The organism is Nocardiopsis oceani, from assembly GCF_054777395.1.
On sequence record NZ_BAAHAR010000048.1, the window covers coordinates 1 to 17,548 of the forward strand.

At 67.4% G+C, this 17,548-nt stretch carries 16 protein-coding genes; 13 read left to right on the forward strand and 3 right to left on the reverse strand.

What is annotated here, in order from left to right:
* Positions 1–304: 304 nt before the first annotated feature.
* Both ACYVDG_RS25805 and ACYVDG_RS25810 read right to left on the reverse strand, forming a co-directional pair.
* The gene (locus tag ACYVDG_RS25805; RefSeq protein WP_460758875.1) at positions 305–1,138 is read right to left on the reverse strand and encodes an SDR family NAD(P)-dependent oxidoreductase; all 834 of its coding nucleotides are present in this window, start codon (positions 1,136–1,138) and stop codon (positions 305–307) included.
* Positions 1,139–1,188: 50 nt separating this feature from the next.
* Complete coding sequence (locus tag ACYVDG_RS25810; protein ID WP_460758879.1) at positions 1,189–2,097, reverse strand: VOC family protein; 909 nt, start codon at positions 2,095–2,097, stop codon at positions 1,189–1,191.
* Between the two features lie 221 nt (positions 2,098–2,318).
* Between ACYVDG_RS25810 and ACYVDG_RS25815 the strand changes: the two genes are divergently transcribed.
* From ACYVDG_RS25815 to ACYVDG_RS25830, 4 genes are all read left to right on the forward strand, one after another.
* Complete coding sequence (locus ACYVDG_RS25815; RefSeq protein WP_460758881.1) at positions 2,319–3,803, forward strand: MFS transporter; 1,485 nt, start codon at positions 2,319–2,321, stop codon at positions 3,801–3,803.
* A 487-nt stretch (positions 3,804–4,290) separates the two neighbouring features.
* Entirely contained in the window at positions 4,291–5,439 is a 1,149-nt protein-coding gene (dctP, locus tag ACYVDG_RS25820) for a TRAP transporter substrate-binding protein DctP (protein ID WP_460758884.1), read from the forward strand.
* Positions 5,440–5,492: 53 nt separating this feature from the next.
* Positions 5,493–6,026, forward strand: a complete 534-nt coding sequence (locus ACYVDG_RS25825; protein ID WP_460758886.1) for a TRAP transporter small permease — start codon at positions 5,493–5,495, stop codon at positions 6,024–6,026.
* A gap of 131 nt (positions 6,027–6,157) precedes the next feature.
* Entirely contained in the window at positions 6,158–7,522 is a 1,365-nt protein-coding gene (locus tag ACYVDG_RS25830; protein ID WP_460758888.1) for a TRAP transporter large permease, read from the forward strand.
* A 72-nt stretch (positions 7,523–7,594) separates the two neighbouring features.
* Here the strand turns inward: ACYVDG_RS25830 and ACYVDG_RS25835 are convergent, their stop codons facing one another.
* Positions 7,595–8,365, reverse strand: coding sequence for an SDR family NAD(P)-dependent oxidoreductase (locus tag ACYVDG_RS25835; RefSeq protein WP_460758890.1), 771 nt, complete (start codon positions 8,363–8,365; stop codon positions 7,595–7,597).
* Between the two features lie 181 nt (positions 8,366–8,546).
* Between ACYVDG_RS25835 and ACYVDG_RS25840 the strand changes: the two genes are divergently transcribed.
* From ACYVDG_RS25840 to ACYVDG_RS25880, 9 genes are all read left to right on the forward strand, one after another.
* Positions 8,547–9,728 (forward strand): thiolase family protein, encoded by a 1,182-nt coding sequence (locus ACYVDG_RS25840; protein ID WP_460758892.1) that lies wholly within the window; start codon positions 8,547–8,549, stop codon positions 9,726–9,728.
* Between the two features lie 176 nt (positions 9,729–9,904).
* Positions 9,905–11,122, forward strand: coding sequence for a CaiB/BaiF CoA transferase family protein (locus tag ACYVDG_RS25845; RefSeq protein WP_460758894.1), 1,218 nt, complete (start codon positions 9,905–9,907; stop codon positions 11,120–11,122).
* A 172-nt stretch (positions 11,123–11,294) separates the two neighbouring features.
* Positions 11,295–11,816: an FAS1-like dehydratase domain-containing protein gene (locus tag ACYVDG_RS25850; protein ID WP_460758897.1), complete on the forward strand. Its 522-nt coding sequence runs from the start codon at positions 11,295–11,297 to the stop codon at positions 11,814–11,816.
* 16 nt (positions 11,817–11,832) lie between these two features.
* Entirely contained in the window at positions 11,833–12,258 is a 426-nt protein-coding gene (locus ACYVDG_RS25855; RefSeq protein ID WP_460758900.1) for a hotdog family protein, read from the forward strand.
* A gap of 39 nt (positions 12,259–12,297) precedes the next feature.
* Positions 12,298–13,419: an acyl-CoA dehydrogenase family protein gene (locus ACYVDG_RS25860; protein WP_460759112.1), complete on the forward strand. Its 1,122-nt coding sequence runs from the start codon at positions 12,298–12,300 to the stop codon at positions 13,417–13,419.
* 10 nt (positions 13,420–13,429) lie between these two features.
* Complete coding sequence (locus ACYVDG_RS25865; RefSeq protein ID WP_460758904.1) at positions 13,430–14,695, forward strand: acyl-CoA dehydrogenase family protein; 1,266 nt, start codon at positions 13,430–13,432, stop codon at positions 14,693–14,695.
* A gap of 35 nt (positions 14,696–14,730) precedes the next feature.
* A complete protein-coding gene (locus ACYVDG_RS25870; RefSeq protein WP_460758906.1) occupies positions 14,731–15,840 on the forward strand; it encodes an acyl-CoA dehydrogenase family protein in 1,110 nt (369 codons plus the stop codon).
* Between the two features lie 12 nt (positions 15,841–15,852).
* Positions 15,853–17,031 (forward strand): acyl-CoA dehydrogenase family protein, encoded by a 1,179-nt coding sequence (locus ACYVDG_RS25875; protein ID WP_460758908.1) that lies wholly within the window; start codon positions 15,853–15,855, stop codon positions 17,029–17,031.
* Complete coding sequence (locus ACYVDG_RS25880) at positions 17,018–17,515, forward strand: DoxX family protein (protein ID WP_460758911.1); 498 nt, start codon at positions 17,018–17,020, stop codon at positions 17,513–17,515. Before ACYVDG_RS25875 ends, ACYVDG_RS25880 begins: the two co-directional genes overlap by 14 nt.
* The last annotated feature ends 33 nt before the right edge of the window (positions 17,516–17,548 follow it).

Genomic DNA, 17,548 nt, shown 5'->3' on the forward strand with positions numbered 1-17,548 from the left:
CGGCCCACACTCACGGTCCGCCAGATCTGGTACGAACCCAGAGCGAACAAGGCGAGCGCGACCACGGCGAAGACCGAGGTGATGATGCCCAGTGTCAAATACAGAGGATGCATCGCCGGAGGCCTCCTGACAGGCGGCGCCCGAGTTTAGGGTCGCCCCGTGGTGGTTGGTTGATCGTTCGCGCGACAGCGATACCCGATCGCGCCTGCGGACCCCGTTAGTGAGGGTCGCGGGTCCGTGCACTCGGGCTCGGGGCCTTCTCCAAGATCCAGCGTGCGTGCTTCCCCTCGGGGCGGCCTCTGAGTCACCAGTAGTACAGGGACTTCTCCCGTGCGAGATCCTGCCCCGAGATGTCGCCCCGCATGAGCTCGTCAGCCTCCGATACGGTGACCAACCACGCGACGGCGGCGCCGATGGCGGCGGGTGGCGCTCCCATGTCGGGATCGAACCCGAGTTCGGCGAGTTCGATGGAGTTGCGTTCGGTGGAGACCAGGCCCGGGTCGACGTTGAAGGCCCTGATCCCCTGGTCCGCGTACTCGGCGAGCAGGCTGCCGACCAGAGTGTGGCCGGCCGATTTCCCCAGCCGGTAGCCGAGCCCGGCTCCGCCCGCTCCGGGCTTGCCCTGGGGGTAGAAGTCCGTGCCCGAGCCCGAGCTGATGGTCACGAACGTGCCCGCGCCCTTGCTCAGCATGCCGGGCAGGACGAGCTGGGCTATTCGGATCGGCGCGACGGCGTGCGCCTCGACGAACAGGCGGTATTGCTCAAGCGGGGTGTCGAGGATGGTGTCCATGAGTCCCGGACCGATGTGCCTGCCGTTGTTCACGACGAGGTCGACGGAACCCCACTGTCTGAGGACCAGGTCGACGGCCTCCTCCACGGAGCCCGGATCGGTGAGGTCCATGCGCACGGGAAAGGCCTCCCGGCCCGTCTGGCCGATCAGCTCCGCTGTCTCCTCCAGGCTGCCGGGGAGCGGACGGTCGTTCCTGCGGTGCACACTCATGCTGTGGTCGAGCGTCGGACTGTCGGCGTTGAGGGTTCTCGCACCGATGGCGACGTCGAACCCGTCGTTGGCCAGCTTCAGGGCGATCGCCTTGCCGATGCCTCTGCTGGCACCGGTGACCAGTGCTCTGCCTTTCACGTCACTCCCGGGGGTCGGGGCGCCCGCCCGCGCGGGCGGGCGGGGGCTGGTTAGGCGAAGGGGCCACCGGGGACGTCCCAGGTGGTCCAGCGGAACAGGGCTCCGTGGGTGGTCTTGGGGTCGCTCAGGATGGTGTCGTCGTCTCGGACGAGGGTCTTGACGCCCTTGGACTCCAGATAGGCCTCCGCCTTGTCCAGGTCGCTCACCTTGAAGGCGGCGGCGTGGTGGATCTCGCCGTTGGCCCCCATGTCCGCGGCGGCAAGGGTTCCTTCGGCCACCGGCTTCGACAGCTGGACCACCGTGTCACCCAGCAGTACGTGGACGTCGCTGGTTCCGGTGAGAGCGGACTCGCCCTCGTGCAGGAGGGTGCCGCCGAGGACGTCGACGTAGACGCCTCGGGCACGGTCCAGGTCCTTAGTGAGGACGGTGGTGTAGGCAAGGCCGTGGAGGGAGAGCGGGTGGTTGTCGACCCACCAGGTGCTGTCCCAACCCGGCTGAAGGCGTGGGTCGTCCTTCTCCAGGGGTGTCCCCTCGACCCGCATGAACTCCAGTTGAGCGATGGTGTCCTTGGGGTGGGTCATTATCGCGGAGGAGGCAGGCGGCCGTTCTGCGGTCCTGACGCCGCCCTCGACGAACACCCGCACGTTGTTGTCAGTGCATCGTTGCCACGTTTCGCCGGGATCGTCGTCGTACCAGGCGATGGAGTGCCAGTGGTTGCCGAACCGCTTGTAGAAGCGGCCAATGGGCATGGCGTCCCAGCCCTCCACGCGGAATGCGGGCGCGAGTGGTTCGATGACGCAGTCACCCAGGACCACCAAGGAGGCGTCGCGCTTCTCACCCTCCATGTAGTGGTGGTCGAGAAAGCCGCGGCGAACGCTGAACACGTCGTCGTACCAGGATTCCAGGGCGGGAAGGTCCCCTGTCATGTGGATGATGTGGAAGAGCTTGCCGATGGTCATACGAACCTCTCTATGATGTCTATCAATCGACTCTGCATAATGATCTAACTATAAGAGAGCCTCGGTGGCAACCGGGGCGAGGTCACCATCGGCTGACTGACGGCACGACGTGTTGGGGGATTTCGCATATGGGTTCATCACGGCGGAAGCGCTCGTCTGCAGCTATCTCCCGTCGAAGGCGAAGAGGTAGGCATGTTCGCCGGTGGTCGGCGCCCCCGGCATTGGTTATCGCGGTGCTGTGCCTGTGCGGCACGGTGGCCGCACTCCAACAGACCATCGTGGTCCCCTTGCTGCCCGACTTCCCCCGCCTGTTGTCCACCACGGTCGACAACGCCTCCTGGATGGTGACGGCGACCCTGCTGGCCGGGGCGGTTGGAATCCCCGTGGTCACGCGCCTGGCGGACATGTTCGGTAAACGGCTGATGCTGCTGGTCTGTCTCGCAGTGATGATCGCGGGGTCGGTGCTGGGAGCCCTGACCGACACCCTGGCGATGGCTGTCACGGCCCGCGCCCTCCAGGGTTTTGGCATGGCGCTGATCCCCGTGGGCATCTCGATCATGCGAGACGAGCTGCCCCGGCACCGGGTGCCGGTCGGGGTCGCGCTGATGAGCGCGACCCTGGCCATCGGGGCCGGTGTGGGCCTTCCCCTGGCGGGTGTGATCGTCGAGCACCTGGACTGGCAGGTGGTCTTCTGGGTCACCGCGGTCGCCGGCTGCCTCATGCTCGTGGCAGTGCCCCTGGTGGTGCCCGAGTCGAGGGTGCTCGCGGGCGGGAGGTTTGATTTCGGCGGTGCGGTCCTGCTGTGCGGCGGTCTCCTGCCGTTGTTGCTCGCGCTATCCAAGGGAGGACAGTGGGGATGGGCCTCTCCGCTGACCCTGGGGTGCGCCGTGGGCGGTCTGCTCCTGCTTCTGGTCTGGCTGTTCGTGGAGCTGCGGGTTTCCCACCCGGTGGTGGACGTGCGTTTGGCCGCCCGACCCGCCGTCCTCCTGGTCAACATCGCCTCGGTACTGACGGGCTTCGCCATGTTCGCGAACATGCTCGTCACCACTCAGCTGCTCCAGCTCCCACCCGAGACGGGCTACGGATTGGGGCTCAGCGTGATCGATGCGGGGCTGTGGATGCTGCCTATGGCGCTGTGCATGGCGGTGCTTGCCCCGTTGACGGCCGCGATCACCCGCCGCTTCGGGGCGCTCACTTCCTTGGTCTCGGGATCCTTGGTCATGGCGTTCGGCTATGTCGCCCGCGTGTACACGTCCGATGATCTGATGGGGATCGTGGTGGGATCGACGGTCGTGGCGGTGGGGACGGCGCTCAGTTTCGCGGCGATGCCCACGCTGATCATGGGGGCCGTGCCCGCCACGCAGACGGCGTCGGCCAACGGGGTCAACACGCTCTTCCGGTCCTTTGGGACCTCGCTGGCGAGCTCCGCCATCGCCGCGGTGACGACGGTGTTCACGGTGGGTTCCGGTGCCGCCGCCCATCCGAGTATGACCGCTTTCCTCGTCGTCTTCTGGGCTGCGGGGGCAGCGGCGGCTCTCGCGGCTGTTGTCGTGCTTCCCCTGGCATGGCGGTCGGTACGCGAGGCCGGGGCCACTCGGGGCGAAATCCCGTCCCAGGCCAACCCGCACGGTGACCTGGGAGGAAGTGCTGGAGGAGTGGGCCGCGGCACTGTGGGAGTGATGCGCCCTGAAGATACTCTTCGTTAGTTAAAAGATTAATCATTTTAATGAATGTCCGTTAATCCATCGGCCCGCTCGGGATGGTGCCCGGGGCGCCCTCCCACGTCCATGCCCCGACGAATCGGCTGGTAGCGGAGCGTGTTGGTTGATGTTCTCTCCTGAACCTCCCTTGACAGGGTTTGTGTCCCGCATCACACTTGCCGCTTAAGAGGTGAAAGAGTCATATAAAAGACCCAATTAGACCTGAACGCTTCACCGGTGTGCGCAGTGGCAGCGAGGTGTCCGCCTCCATCCCTGGGTGTTACGGCCGGAACGCGTGAGGAGAGGCAGCGGCATGGTCGTGGGAGCAGGACGAAGTCTGAGCACACGTGTGATGGCCCCGACAGCGGTGGGGGTGTTGCTCCTGACAGCCTGTGTGCCCGGTGTCGAAGGAGCCAGCGCCACCACGTCCGCAGGAGGGCCGAGCGTTCCAGTGGGTAGTCCACCGGAGGCTTACGCCGAGGCGTTGGCGGACATGGAACCCATCACGTTGAACTTCGGCGGTCTCACTACGGGCCCCGGGGAACCGAACACAGACGCGTTCGTGGACTACGGCGCCCTGGTAGAGGAGTGGTCCGGCGGCAAGATCAGCTTCGAGTTCGACTACGCCGGGGCGCGGGTTCCGCTGGACGGCATGGCGGACGGCCTTAGTCAGGGCCGTGTCGACATGGGCACGTACATCCCCTCGTACCAGCCAGACGAGTGGCCGACCAGCAACATCGTGACTTCAATGTCGCACTTCGGCCACAACAACCCGGTCTCCGGCAGCTTGGCGACCTTCGCGGCGCAGTCAGAGTTCGGACAGACCTGGGCCCCCCTACAAGAAGAGGCCGGGGACCACGCGATCGTGGCGATGTACCCCCTCTACTCGGCCGGTTTCGACATCAAGATGCAATGTGTCGGAGACGAGCCCCGAGAGACCCTGGAGGACCTGAGGGGCACCCAGGTACGGGTCGTGGACCAGGCGCACCTGCGCGTGGCCCAGTCCCTCGGGATGACCCCGGTCTCCCTGACCACCAACGAACTCTTCCAGGGCCTTCAGCGCGGGGTGGTCGACTGCGCGGTCAACTCCGTCTCCTCCCACTTATCGGCGGGCTACTACGAGGTGACCGACAGCTGGACCTTCGGAGTGGGACAGGGAGCGGACTGGGGCGAGACCCCTCAGGGTTGGGGGGTCAGCCAACGGCGCTGGAACGAACTACCCCTGGCGGCGCAGCAGCTGTTGTGGGACACCCAGCCGCAGATGCTCGAGTCTGTCTTGATGGCCTCGATAGACACCATGCGCGAGGCGATCCAGGTCTCCCACGATATGGACATGGGTTTCGGGGAGTACGACGACGAGGTTGTGGCCGCCATGCGCGAGAGCTATGCCGAGACCGAGGACCTCACCGCGCAGCGCATCGAAGAGAGCGAACTCGCCGAGGACGGTTCCTCCGTGGTCCGCGAGTACGCCGACCTGCACGACAAGTGGTGGGACATCGTCACCGAAGAGCTCGGCTACCCGGACGACACCGCCTGGGCCACCTACGACGACGACTTCTCCCCGGGCATGCCCGAAGTCGACCTGGACCCCTATCTCGAGCGCTTCTACGAGGAAGTGCTCGTCCCCGCTCGGCCCGAGTAGTCCCCTTCGGTCGTATGGGACTCCCAGACCGGCCGAGAAAGGCGATCAATACCGTGAACCGTTGGGTTACCGCCGTCTCCGTGTACACGGGGAAGGCGGGGATGATCATCGCAGCGGGCGCCATCGTCGTCCTGATGCTGCACACCATCGCAGGGGCGCTCATGCGCTCCTTCTCGAACCAGCCCATCGAGGGCACCATCGAGTACGTCGGCAACTGGTACATGCCGCTCATCGTCCTGCTCGCCTTCGTCGCCACGCAGCAGAAAGGCCAGCACATCGAGGCGCGGTTGCTGTTCGACCGGGCTCCCGAGAGGGTCCGGTTCGAGTTCCAGATGTTCAGCTACTTCGTCACCTTCTTGGTGGCCCTGGGACTGGCCTGGTACGGATACGTCGAAGCGGTACGAAACATGGAGATCGGACTGACCGCCGGAGTCATCGGCGTTACCGTCTGGCCCGCGACCTTCGCCGTACCCATCGGATTTCTCCTGTTCGCCTTCCAGATCGGCGTAGACGCCGCGCAGTTGCTCGTTTCCAGAATCTCCGGGGGCACGGTCCGCCAGGAGTCAGAGGACGGTGTTCCCCAGTGAAGGAACTGTCAGAATTGGCCGGTGCGACGGCGGCCCCCGTCATCAGACCCGTACGAGTCAAACACTCCCCCCAACGCAGCGCGGCATGGCGGCTCGTCCCCCTCCTTCTGTTAGTCGGCAGCGGTACGGTGATGTGGCTCGACTTCTCCTCGGAGATCGTCGGTATCGCGGCTCTGGTCATGATGCTCACGATGATGTCCATGAAGCTGCCCATCGCCGTGTCGATGATCGTGCCCGGTCTCCTCGGGCTGTCCATAATCTACGACTGGGTGGTCGTGGGCGCACTGATGGGGGAGTTCCCCTACGGGAGTGTGGCCTCTTGGTCGCTGAGCGTCATCCCGATGTTCGTGCTGATGAGCATGCTGCTCTGGCGCTCGGGTATCACCACCAAGCTCTTCTACGCGATCAGGCTCCTTCTGAACCGGGTGCCGGGTTCGCTCGCGGTGGGGACGAACGTGGCCGGGGGAGGGCTCGCCACGATCAGCGGTTCCACGATCGGCACGACCTACGCCCTGGCCAAGATCGGTGTCCCGGAGATGCTCCGCGCGGGTTACGATCGGCGGCTGGCGACCTCGTCGGTCCTCATGGCCGGTCTCAGCGGGCAGCTGATTCCGCCCAGTGTGCTGCTCGTCATCTACGCGGGTGTCGCCGCAGTGCCGGTCGGGCCGCAGCTCCTCGCGGGTGTCGGTCCAGGGATCGTCCTGGTGGCCTGCCAGGCTCTGGCGCTCATGGCCATCGCGATGGCCTGGCCCCAACTCGCCGGGCGCGGCGCAAAAGGCGCGGTCCGGCCCCCTACCGCGAGCGCGGCCGAGAAGTGGCGTGCGGTGGTCGCCGTCTGGCCTGTGCCCGTCATCGTCGGGGTCGTCCTCGGCGGCATGTTCACCGGAGTGCTCACCGAGACAGAGGCCGGGGCCATGGGCGCCTTCATGGCCCTGCTCCTGACCCTGTGGGCACGGCGAAAGGAGGGTGGCGCGCTCCGTGACATCCGCAGTGCCCTGGTGGACACCGCGGTTACGACGGCGGCGATCTTCTTTCTGCTCATGGGAGCCGAGTTCCTGTCCTTGGTCTTGGCGGACAGCGGCATCAGCGCTGGCCTCATCGACCTGGTGGCGGGCATGGAGCTCTCCCGGGTCACCTTCCTGCTGATCGTCATGGTCGCCTTCATCATCCTCGGCATGTTCATGGACACCCTGGCACTGATCATGCTGACCGTGCCGATCCTCATGCCGCTCTTCGCGGACTTGGGGATCTCGCCCCTGTGGTTCGGTGTGTTCATCGTTCTCTTGGCGGAGCTGGGCATGATCACCCCGCCTGTGGGTGTGCTGACCTTCGTCCTGCACTCGATCGTTCAGGACCCCCGGGTCAACCTGGGGACCAAGATCTCACTCAAGGACGTGTTCACCGGGGTCCTGTGGCTGATCCCGGTCAGTGTCGTCGTTCTGCTGTTGCTGATCGCGTTCCCCGAGATCGCGCTGTGGATTCCCGACAACATGTAGCCGGTAGGAGACGACGCCTTCGCGTCCACGGGTTCACCGTGCACGCGAGGGCGTCCGTCTGTGTGGACCGCCTCAGCGCAGGTTGAAGCGCAGCGCCGCGTCGATCCTGATGACCTCCCCGTTCAGGTAATCATTCTCGGCGATGTGCTCGGCCAGGCGAGCGTACTCGTCGGTGCGCCCCATCCGCTTGGGGTTGGGGATACCAGAGGCGAAGCGGGCCTCCGCCTCCTCCTGGCTCATGCCGTATGCGGGGGTGAAGAACGTGCCGGGCGCGATTGACATGACCCGGATGCCTAGCGGAGAGAGGTCCCGCGCAGCGGTCAGGTTCAGGCCGATGACCCCGCCCTTGGCGGCGGAGTAGTCGGACTGACCCACCTGCCCCTCGAAACCGGCGATGCTGGCGGTCGTGATGACCACGCCCCGCTGCCCGGAGTCCAGCTCCTCGGTCTTGGCCATGGCCGCCGCGGCCTTGCTCAGCACGTTGAACGTGCCGGTCAGGAAGATCTCCTGCGTGCGGCGGAAGGTCTCCACCGGGTAGGGCTCGCCCTTTCGGTTGATGACGCGAGCGCCCGCGGCGGGGCCCCCGTGCACGATGACGGCCACACGCAGCGGTCCAAGCTCGGACGCCGCGGCGACGGCGGCGTTCACTGACTCCTCGCTGGTCACATCGGTCGACATGAACCGCACACCTTCGCCGAGATCGTCGGCGAGAGCCTTGCCTCGATCTTCGGCCAGGTCGGCGATGACGACCTTCATGCCCGCCGCGGCCAGGCGCCGGACAGTCGCCTCACCAAAGCCGCCGGCTCCTCCGGTCACGATCACGGATGCGTTGGCAAGCTCCACTGGTCCTCCTTGGGTGACGTTTTCGGGTGCTCCGGGGGTCGTCCGGGCAGAGAAGTATATCGCTTAATTCTTCTAATAGGGTATACGATTAAATGGATTTGTCCTAAGGTGGTCCCCAGAGCTGGGAGCGCGTAGGTCGCCCACGGGGTGGCCCGCGATCCCCTACCACCGGGAGGTTTCCGTGTCAGAGGCCGTCATCGTGAGTGCCGTGCGCACAGCCATCGGGACCGCGTTCAAGGGGTTTTTGTCGCAGACTCCGGCGGAGGAGCTCGCCGAGCTCGTGTTGTCGGAGAGCGTGCGCCGCTCGGGACTGGAGTCCGAGCAGGTGGACGACGTGATCCTCGCCGAGGAGATGTACGGCGGCGGGGACCTCGCGCGACACGCGGCCGTCGCGGCCGGCATGCTGGACGTACCCGGCCAGGCCGTCAACCGCCACTGCGCGGGCAGTCTCACCGCGGTTGGCAACGCTGCGGGGACGATCGCGGCCGGAATGGGGCAGGTCGTCGTCGCGGGCGGGGTGCAGTCGTCCTCACTGTCCCCGCAGCTGACCTGGCGGGTGCCCGGCACCACGGACGAGTTCATCGAGCGGATGCCGCCGACCTACCCCTACACCGATGAAGGGCCCAACGACGACGTTTCGATCACCGTCGGTTGGAACACCGCGCGGGAAGTCGGTATCACCCGAGAGGAGATGGACGCGTGGTCGTTCCGCTCCCATCAGCGGGCTGTAGAGGCCATCGACGCGGGCCGGTTCGCCGACGAGGTCGTCCCGGTGAAGGTTCAGCGCCCGGACGGCTGGGTCGTCGAGTTCTCCGTCGACGAGCACCCCCGGCGCAACAGTAGTCCGGAGAAGCTGGCGAGCCTGAAGCCGCTGCACCCGGAGATCCCGGGCTTCTCGATCACGGCCGGCAATGCGAGCGGGGTCAACGACGGCGCCGCCGCCCTCACGCTCGCCGATGCGGACCTCGTGCGTTCGGAAGGGCTCACCCCCCTGGCCACCGTGCGGGCCTGGACGGCGAAGGGAGTGGACCCCCGGCGTACGGGGATGGCCGCGGTTGAGGTCATCGAACGTCTCTTGGAGCGTGCCGCCCTGCGCGCGGACGAGGTGGACCTGTGGGAGATCAACGAGGCCTTCGCGACCACGCCCATCGCGGCCTGCCGACGGTGGGGCCTTGACGAGTCGCTGGTCAACCCAGCCGGTAGCGGGTGCAGCCTGGGTCACCCGGTCGCCGCCTCCGGTGCCCGGATGCTGACGACGCTGACGCACGAACTGCGCCGCCGGGGCGGCGGTCTCGGGGTGGCCGCCATGTGCGCCGGCGGAGGCCAGGGGGGCGCGGTCCTAATCGAGGTCGAGGGCGCCTGAAGGTTTGACCAGTACAGACGGGGTCGCAGGCCCTTGTGTGGGCCCGTGAGTCCCATTACATTATTTTCACGTCGGCTGAAATCGATGAATATTTTAGCTGTTTGTAGGTTGGTGGGTCGTCACTGCTGCCAGGCCAGGGGCACCCGTGGGCATGGCCCGTAACAAGGAGGTTTCGCATGTCAGGTGTGCTCGACGGTATCCGGGTGGTGGAGATCGCGACGTGGGCTTTCGTGCCGTCCGCGGGGGTGGCTCTCTCCGACTGGGGCGCCGATGTCATCAAGATCGAGAACCCCGCGGGGGGAGGGGACCCGGCCAGGCAGCTGGTGGTCGGAGGCCAGCGCCCGGGCGAGGGTAAGTCCACGCACAGTTACATGGTGGAGCTCGGCAACCGGGGCAAACGCAGTGTCGCCCTGGATCTGCGCACCGAACAGGGGAGGGAACTGCTGCTGCGTCTGGTCAAAGACGCGGACGTCTTCCTGACCAACCTGTTGCCCGCTGCCCGTCGCAAGCTCGGTATCGACGTCGAGTCGCTGCGGGAGGTCAACCCCAAGCTCATCTACGCCCGGGGCTCGGGTCTGGGCCCGCGTGGGCCGGAGTCCGAGAACGGGGGGTTCGACTCGGCGTCCTACATGGCCCGGGGCGGTGTCGCCTACGCCATGACCGAGGACCTGGGGGGTCGTCCCATCGCCCAGCGCGCCGCCTACGGTGACCTGCCCAGCGGACTGACCCTGGCCGGTGCCGTGGCCGCGGCGCTCTTCCGGCGGGAGCGCACGGGTGAGCCGTCGGTCGTGGACGTCTCCCTCTTCAGCCAGGCGCTGTGGACGCTGGCCCCCGACATCATGGCCGCCGACTTCTTCGGCTCCGACCGCATCCCCACGGGCGGCCAGGTGTTCAACCCGATCACGTACGCCTACCAGACCAAGGACGGTCGCTGGATCCAGCTGGTCATGCTCCAGCCGGACCGCTTCTGGGCACCGCTGTGCGTGGAGCTGGACCGTCCCGATCTGGCGGTGGACCCCCGGTTCGCGGATGCCGCCTCACTCGTCCAGAACTCGGCCGAGGCCGTCGCGATCCTTGAGGAAATCTTCGCTGAACACGACCTGGAGCACTGGAAGGAGGTCCTGTCGCGGCAGTCGGGTGTGTGGGAGGTCGTGCAGTCCCCCCTGGAGCTCCTCACCGACCCGCAGGCGGTGGCCAACGAGTACGTCGTGGAGGCGGAGGGCGTGGACAGGGTCCCCTTCCGCTTCGTCGCCAACCCGATCCAGATCGACGAGCGTCCGCCGGAGCCTCGCCTGTCCCCGGAACACGGTCAGCACACCGACGAGGTGCTGTTGGAATCGGGGCTGAGCAGGGACGACATCGCCGAGGTGAGGAAGTCGGGGGCTGTCGCGTGAGGGCGTGATCGACCCGTTGTGAAGCGGGGGTGGTCCGAGTGTGGGGCTCGGGCCACCCCTTCCTCGTGCCCGGCTCCACCTGTGACGGGAGGATTGACAATCAAATGTAGTGGTGCAATTATCTATCTAATAGATCTTCGTTTAATTCTCACTTGGTTTGGCGGTCGGGTTGATGTCGGGCACGACGTACGTGACAGACGAGATGAGTTCCGCCGAGGGAAGGGAGATCGAGCGCGTCACCTCGTTCCCGGTCTCGGAGTCCGACATCCGTCGTTGGGCGGTGGCGGTCTACTACCCGGGGGAGCCCTCCCGTCTGTTCTGGGACGGCGAGTACGCGGGCAAGACGGTGCACGGAGGCATCGTGGCGCCCGAGGAGTTCAACCCCTTCGCCTGGATGGTCGCGGAGCGGCGCACGGTCGGCGACGAGGTCGACTCGAACGACCCCGACGCTCTGGAGAAGAGGCTCGGTCTGCCCGCTCTCGGCCTCGGCAACCAGCTCAACGGCGGCATGGCGGTGGAGTACGGCGTCCGGATACGGCCGGGTGACGTCATCACCTCCGTCACCCGTATGGGGCGGTACTGGGAGAAGTCCGGACGCCTGGGCGTCATGTTGTTCAGCGTCACTCAGGACGTGTGGACGAACCAGCGCCAGGAACGGGTCAAGGCGACGCAGCAGACCCTCATTCGCTACTAGACGGAAGGCGGACCACATGGCCGTCTCGGCTGAAACATGGTCACCGGGGGACGATCTCCCCCTTTTCACCCGGGTCACCGGGTTCGCGAACTGGAACCGGTACGCGGCGGTCAACGACGAGTTCGTGCCCATCCACATGGACGACGGGGCGGGGCGCTCCGCGGGTTACGAGACCGCCTTCGGGATGGGCAACCTCCAGTGGTCCTACTTGCACAACGTGCTGCGTTCGATCGTGGGGGACGAGGGCCGGGTCGTCAGCCTGAGCTGCCAGTTCCGCGGAGCCAACCTCAAGGACCAACGGGTCTCCGCGGGCGCGCGCGTCGAGCGCGTCCGCGAGGAGGACGACGAGATCCTGCTCGACCTGGCGGTGTGGACCAGCGCCGAACCCGGAGGCGACCTGGCCCCCGGCACCGCTACGGTCGCCCTTCCCCGGCGCGCTTGACAACGTCGAACACAGAGCCGGCCGATAGTCACGGCCGTGATGGAGAGGACCCCCATGCAGGTGGATCTGACCTCGGAACAGGAGATGTTCCGCGACACGGTACGCAAGTTCGTGTCTAAGGAGACCTCACTGGAACACCACCGGGAGTTGGCGGAGCACCCGGACGGCTTCGACCGGACGTGGTGGAGCCAGGGGGCACAGCTCGGGTTCACCTCGATGCTGGTGTCCGAGGACCAGGGAGGCGGCTCCCTCTCGGGCGAGGGGTTGATGGACTTGGTGATCGTCGCTGAGGAGCTGGGACGGTTCGTCTCCCCGGGCCCCTTCGTGCCGACCAACGTGGTGACCGCCACCGTCGCCCGGTACGGGACCGCGGCACAGGCCGAGGCGCACCTGGAGGGCCTGCTGTCCGGTGAGACCGTCGCCGCGTGGTGTCACGGTCGGGGCGGAGCGGTCGAGGCCAAACCGCACTGCAACGGCGGATTCACGCTGACCGGGACACTCGACGGCGTGGAGGCGGCGGCCCAGGCGGACCTGTTCCTGGTGACGGCGCGGACCCCGGGCGGTGACGTGCAGCTGCTCGTGCCCACGGGCTCCCCGCGCTGCGTGCGCACGCCGATGTCCAGCCTCGACATGGTGCGCCGCTTCGGCTCGGTGTCCTTCGACGAGGTCGAGGTCGGCTCCGAAGCTCTCGTGGTCGGTTCGGCTGACGTGGCCGAGGCCGTGGAGCAGCAGACCCAGTGGGCGCTGGTCCTGCAGTGCGCCGAGACCGTCGGCCTGGTCGAGCGGGTCATGGAGTTCACCGTCGAATGGGCGTTCGACCGGTACTCCTTCGGTCGTCCGCTCGCCTCCTACCAGGCTCTCAAGCACCGGTTCGCGGACATGACGATGTGGTCCGAGGCCTGCGCGGCCACCACCGACGCCGCCGCACGGGCCGTCCAGGAGGGGCGCAACGACGCGGCGGAACTGGTCCGGGTCGCCGCCCGCTACGTGGGGGACCGGAGTACCGCCATCATCCAGGACTGCGTGCAGATGCACGGCGGCATCGGGGTCACCCACGAGCACGACATCCACCTGTACCTGCGCCGAGCCACCGTGAACCGGAAGCGGTTCCTGTCCCCCACCGAGGCGGGTCTGGAGCTCGCCGACCTGCTCAACGTCTGAGAGGCCCCACATGAGCAACGACATCCTTGACGAGGACGTGCAGTCCTTCCGGCGCCGGGCACGCGCGTGGCTGAGCGAGAACATGCCGCTCCGGGACCGCGCCTACGACGAGACCGTGGCCGAACGGGACCGGGAGGAGACCTGGCTCGAGGCCCGCCGTCTCCAGCGCCTGCTGTACGACGGCGGCTTCGCCGGGATCTGTTACCCCCGCGAGTACGGCGGCCAAGGGCTCTCCCCGGAGCATCAGCAGGCGTTCACCGTGGAGTCCCGGCCCTACCAGATGCCCCTGCTGCTCAACGTCCCGACGCTGACGATCCTGGCGCCGACGATCCTGGACTTCGGCACGGAGGAGCAGAAGCGGCGGCACCTGCCCGCCATCCTCCGGGGGGACGAGGTCTGGGTCCAGTTCCTGTCGGAACCGCGCGGTGGCTCCGACCTGGCCGGGGTCACCACGCGTGCCACGCCCGACGGAGACCTGTACGTGCTCAACGGCGCCAAGACATGGAGCACCAGCGCCAACTTCGCCGACTACGCGCTGTGTCTGACCCGCACCGACTGGGACGCGACCAAACACCGCGGCCTGTCGATGTTCATCCTGAAGATCCACCAGCCGGGCATCACCATCAACCAGATCCGGCAGCTCAACGGCTCCGACGAGTTCTGCGAGGAGTTCTTCGACGACGTCTCCATCCCCGCCGAGGACCTGGTGGGCGAGGAGAACGCCGGATGGTCGGTGGCCTCGCGCCTGCTGGTCCACGAACGCAACGCCGTCGGCGGCGGCTCCCCCTACGAGAGCGGCCAGTGGCCGGGCTCGGCCCGGGGGAGCGGGACGCCGACCCTGCCCGAGATCGCCGCGCGCACCGACCAGCGGGACGACCCGCACGTGCGGGGTCTGGTCGCGGAGGCACACGTGCTGGGGACAGTCAGGGAACAGCTCATCGAACGGGTGGGCGCGGCCGTCGCGCGGGGGACCCTGCCCGAGCCGGCGGGTGCGCTGCTCCGGCTCTTCGCCGCCTCGTCCGGGGAGCGCCTCGCCGACATCGGTCTCGAAGTCGCCGGGCGCTCCGGTGTCGTGTGGCACAGCGGCGACCCGAGCTGGGGTGGGCCGGGCGAGGACTTCCTCATGCGCCAGGCGGGTTCGCTCGGCGGCGGCAGCAGCGAGATGCAGCGCAACATCATCAGTGAACGCGTCCTGGGGATGCCCCGGGAGGCCGCGGCGGACCGGGAGATTCCGTTCCGTCAGGTCCGCCAAGGCAGGTCGGTGACCACCGGCTGACAGCCGGCGGCACAACCGGAAGTTGAGGAGACGACGTGAGTGTAGTGGCGGAGTTGCGCGGGTTCCTGGACGAACACCTCCCCGCGTTCCGTGAGCGTTGGGGGGACTCCCCATCCTTCGAGGGCAGGCTGGAGTGGCAGCGCACGCTTCAACGGGGCCGGTGGGTGGCACCGCAGTGGGCCGAGGAGCACGGCGGGCGCGGGCTCGACGTGGTGGCGGCCTTGGAGTGCAGCGAGATCCTGGCCGAATACAGTGCGCCGGACACTGCCGGAATCTACGGCGTGGCCAACGTTGGCCCAACCATCGCCGAATGGGGTGACGAGGGACAGCGCCGCCACCTCCCGGCGATCCTGGCCGGCGAGGAGATCTGGTGCCAGGGGTTCAGTGAACCCGGTACCGGCTCGGACCTCGCCGGGCTGACCACACGGGCGGTCCTGGAGGGCGACGAGTTCGTCATCGACGGGCAGAAGATCTGGACCTCGGACGGTATGCGGGCCACGCACATGCAGGTGTTGGTGCGGACCGACCCCGACGCCCCCAAACACGGGGGGATCTCCACCCTGCTGATCCGCCTGGACACCCCGGGGGTGGAGCGCAGACCGATCCGGCAGATCACGGGGGAGTCCGAGTTCGCCGAGGTCTTCTTCTCCGGGGTCCGGGTGCCGCGCAGCAGCCTGTTGGGCCCTCTCAACGAGGGATGGCGGGTCACCATGACCACGCTGAGCCACGAGCGGAGCGGTGTCGTCACCCAGGCCTCGCGCATCCAACGCCAGGTGGAGGAGGTCGTGGACGCCCACCGCTTCGACCGGACCGGGGAGGAACTGTCCCCTCTCCTGCGTGAGGAGCTCGTGCGCCGATACGTCGAGGGCCGGATCGTGGGTGTGCTCGGGCAGCGGTCGCTGGCGGAGATCCGGGCGACCGGACAGCCCGGGGCCGAGCAGTCGATCATCAAGCTCGAGTGGAGCCAGTTCGGCCAACGGCTGGCGGAGACCCGGATGGCGTTGGACGGCCTGGACTCCGTGGCCGGTGAGGGGGACACGGTAATGCGTGACTACCTGGCCGCCCGCGCGTCCACCATCGCCGGTGGCACGACCGAGGTCATGAAGAACATTCTCGCCCGGCGCGTGCTGGGGCTTCCGGCCTGATGAGGAGAAGTGATGGATGAGGAACTCCGTTCCGAGGTGGAGGAACTCCGCCTGACGGCGCGCGCCTTCCTGGAGAACAAGGCCCCGGAGAGCGTCGTACGCGACATCGCCGACCGGGGGATGGGCCGCGATTCCGGGCTCTGGCGGCAGATGGCTGAGCAGCTCGGCCTTCAAGGGCTGATGGTGCCCGAGGAGTTCGGCGGCCAGGGGACCACGTTCGTGGAGATGGCCGCGGTATTGGAGGAGACGGGGCGGGCGCTGCTCGGTGGCCCCTTCCTGTCGACCTCGGTCCTGGGCGCCGGTGCGCTTCTGCTCTCCGGGGACACCGACGCCATGAAGAACCACCTGCCGGGGGTGAGCGAGGGAACGACGACCGCCACCGTGGCCTTCTCCGAGGGCTTCTCCGGACGTGAGGGCGAGTCGACGGTGACCGCCTCCCAGGAGGGCGAGGACTGGGTTCTGTCCGGACAGGTCGACTCCGTTCTCGACGGTTGTGGGGCCGACCTCATCCTCGTGGTGGCACCCACCGGCGAGGGGCTGGGTCTGTTCGCCGTCGACGGCGACGCCGACGGGTGCGAACGGGCACCGCTCACGACCCTGGACCAGACCCGGCCGATGGGCCGCCTCCAGCTCGTTCGCGTGGCCGCACACCGGGTCGGCGGCGATTTCACGGTGGCCCAGCGCCAGCTCCTGGCCCTAGGGGCGACGGCTGTCGCTGCGGACCTGGCCGGGGCGACCGGCCGCGTCCTGGAGATGGCGGTGGACTACGCCAAGGTGCGTGAGCAGTTCGGTCAGCCGATCGGTGCGTTCCAAGCGGTCAAACACCTGTGCGTCGACATCTTCGTCGCCGCGGAGTCGGCCCTGTCCGTCGCCCGGTACGCGGCACGGGTCTCGGTGGAGAGCCCCGAGCACCTTCGGGAGGCCGCGAGCCTGGCCAAGGCCTACACCAGTGAGGCCTGTGTGGCGGCGGCGGAGAAGAACATCCAGGTCCACGGTGGGATCGGGTACTCGTGGGAGCATCCGGCACACCTCTACCTCCGCCGAGTCAAGGCGGCCGAGTTCCTCTTCGGCGGCGCGTCGTACCATCGTGACGAGCTCGCCATGGTGCTGGGCCTGGCGAAGGACATCCACGGGCCGGTGACCTCTCCGGACGTCGAGGGAGACTGGAGGAGCGCACGTGGAACCGGTTGACGCCGCACTCCTTGTGCTTCGGGTGGTGGTCGGTGCGACCATGATCCTCCACGGCCTGAACCACTGGCTGGGCGGTGGCCGGATCGAGGGCACCGCCGGATGGTTCGAGAGCCTGGGTCTGCGACCGGGCCGGGTCCAGGCTTGGGCCAGCGTGGTGACCGAGATCGGCGCCGGCGCGGCGCTCGTCCTCGGGCTGTTCACCCCGCTGGCGTCCGCGGTGATCATCAGCGTGATGCTCGTCGCGGGAATCACCGCCCACAAAGGCAACGGATTCTTCGTCTTCAAGGATGGCTACGAGTACGTCCTGGTCCTCGGAGTGGTGGCCGCGGTCCTGGCGGTGACGGGGCCCGGAGCCCTCGCCCTTGACGGGGCGCTCTGGACCGGGGTCGCCGGCTGGACCGGCGGAGCCGTGGCGGTCGGTCTGGGAGCGGCGGGCACCGCCCTGCTCCTGGCCATGACGTGGCGGCCCTCCCGATCCGACTGATCCGTACACACCGTTCGGTGCCGCGCCGGGACG

Excerpts from the sequence above, each read along its gene's own strand:
- ACYVDG_RS25810 (WP_460758879.1), bottom strand. The coding sequence starts at position 2,097 with ATGACCATCGGCAAGCTCTTCCACATCATCCACATGACAGGGGACCTT.
- dctP (WP_460758884.1), top strand. The coding sequence starts at position 4,291 with ATGGAACCCATCACGTTGAACTTCGGCGGTCTCACTACGGGCCCCGGG.
- ACYVDG_RS25830 (WP_460758888.1), top strand. The coding sequence starts at position 6,158 with ATGTGGCTCGACTTCTCCTCGGAGATCGTCGGTATCGCGGCTCTGGTC.
- ACYVDG_RS25845 (WP_460758894.1), top strand. The coding sequence starts at position 9,905 with ATGTCAGGTGTGCTCGACGGTATCCGGGTGGTGGAGATCGCGACGTGG.
- ACYVDG_RS25850 (WP_460758897.1), top strand. The coding sequence starts at position 11,295 with ATGTCGGGCACGACGTACGTGACAGACGAGATGAGTTCCGCCGAGGGA.
- ACYVDG_RS25855 (WP_460758900.1), top strand. The coding sequence starts at position 11,833 with ATGGCCGTCTCGGCTGAAACATGGTCACCGGGGGACGATCTCCCCCTT.
- ACYVDG_RS25860 (WP_460759112.1), top strand. The coding sequence starts at position 12,298 with ATGGAGAGGACCCCCATGCAGGTGGATCTGACCTCGGAACAGGAGATG.
- ACYVDG_RS25865 (WP_460758904.1), top strand. The coding sequence starts at position 13,430 with ATGAGCAACGACATCCTTGACGAGGACGTGCAGTCCTTCCGGCGCCGG.
- ACYVDG_RS25875 (WP_460758908.1), top strand. The coding sequence starts at position 15,853 with ATGGATGAGGAACTCCGTTCCGAGGTGGAGGAACTCCGCCTGACGGCG.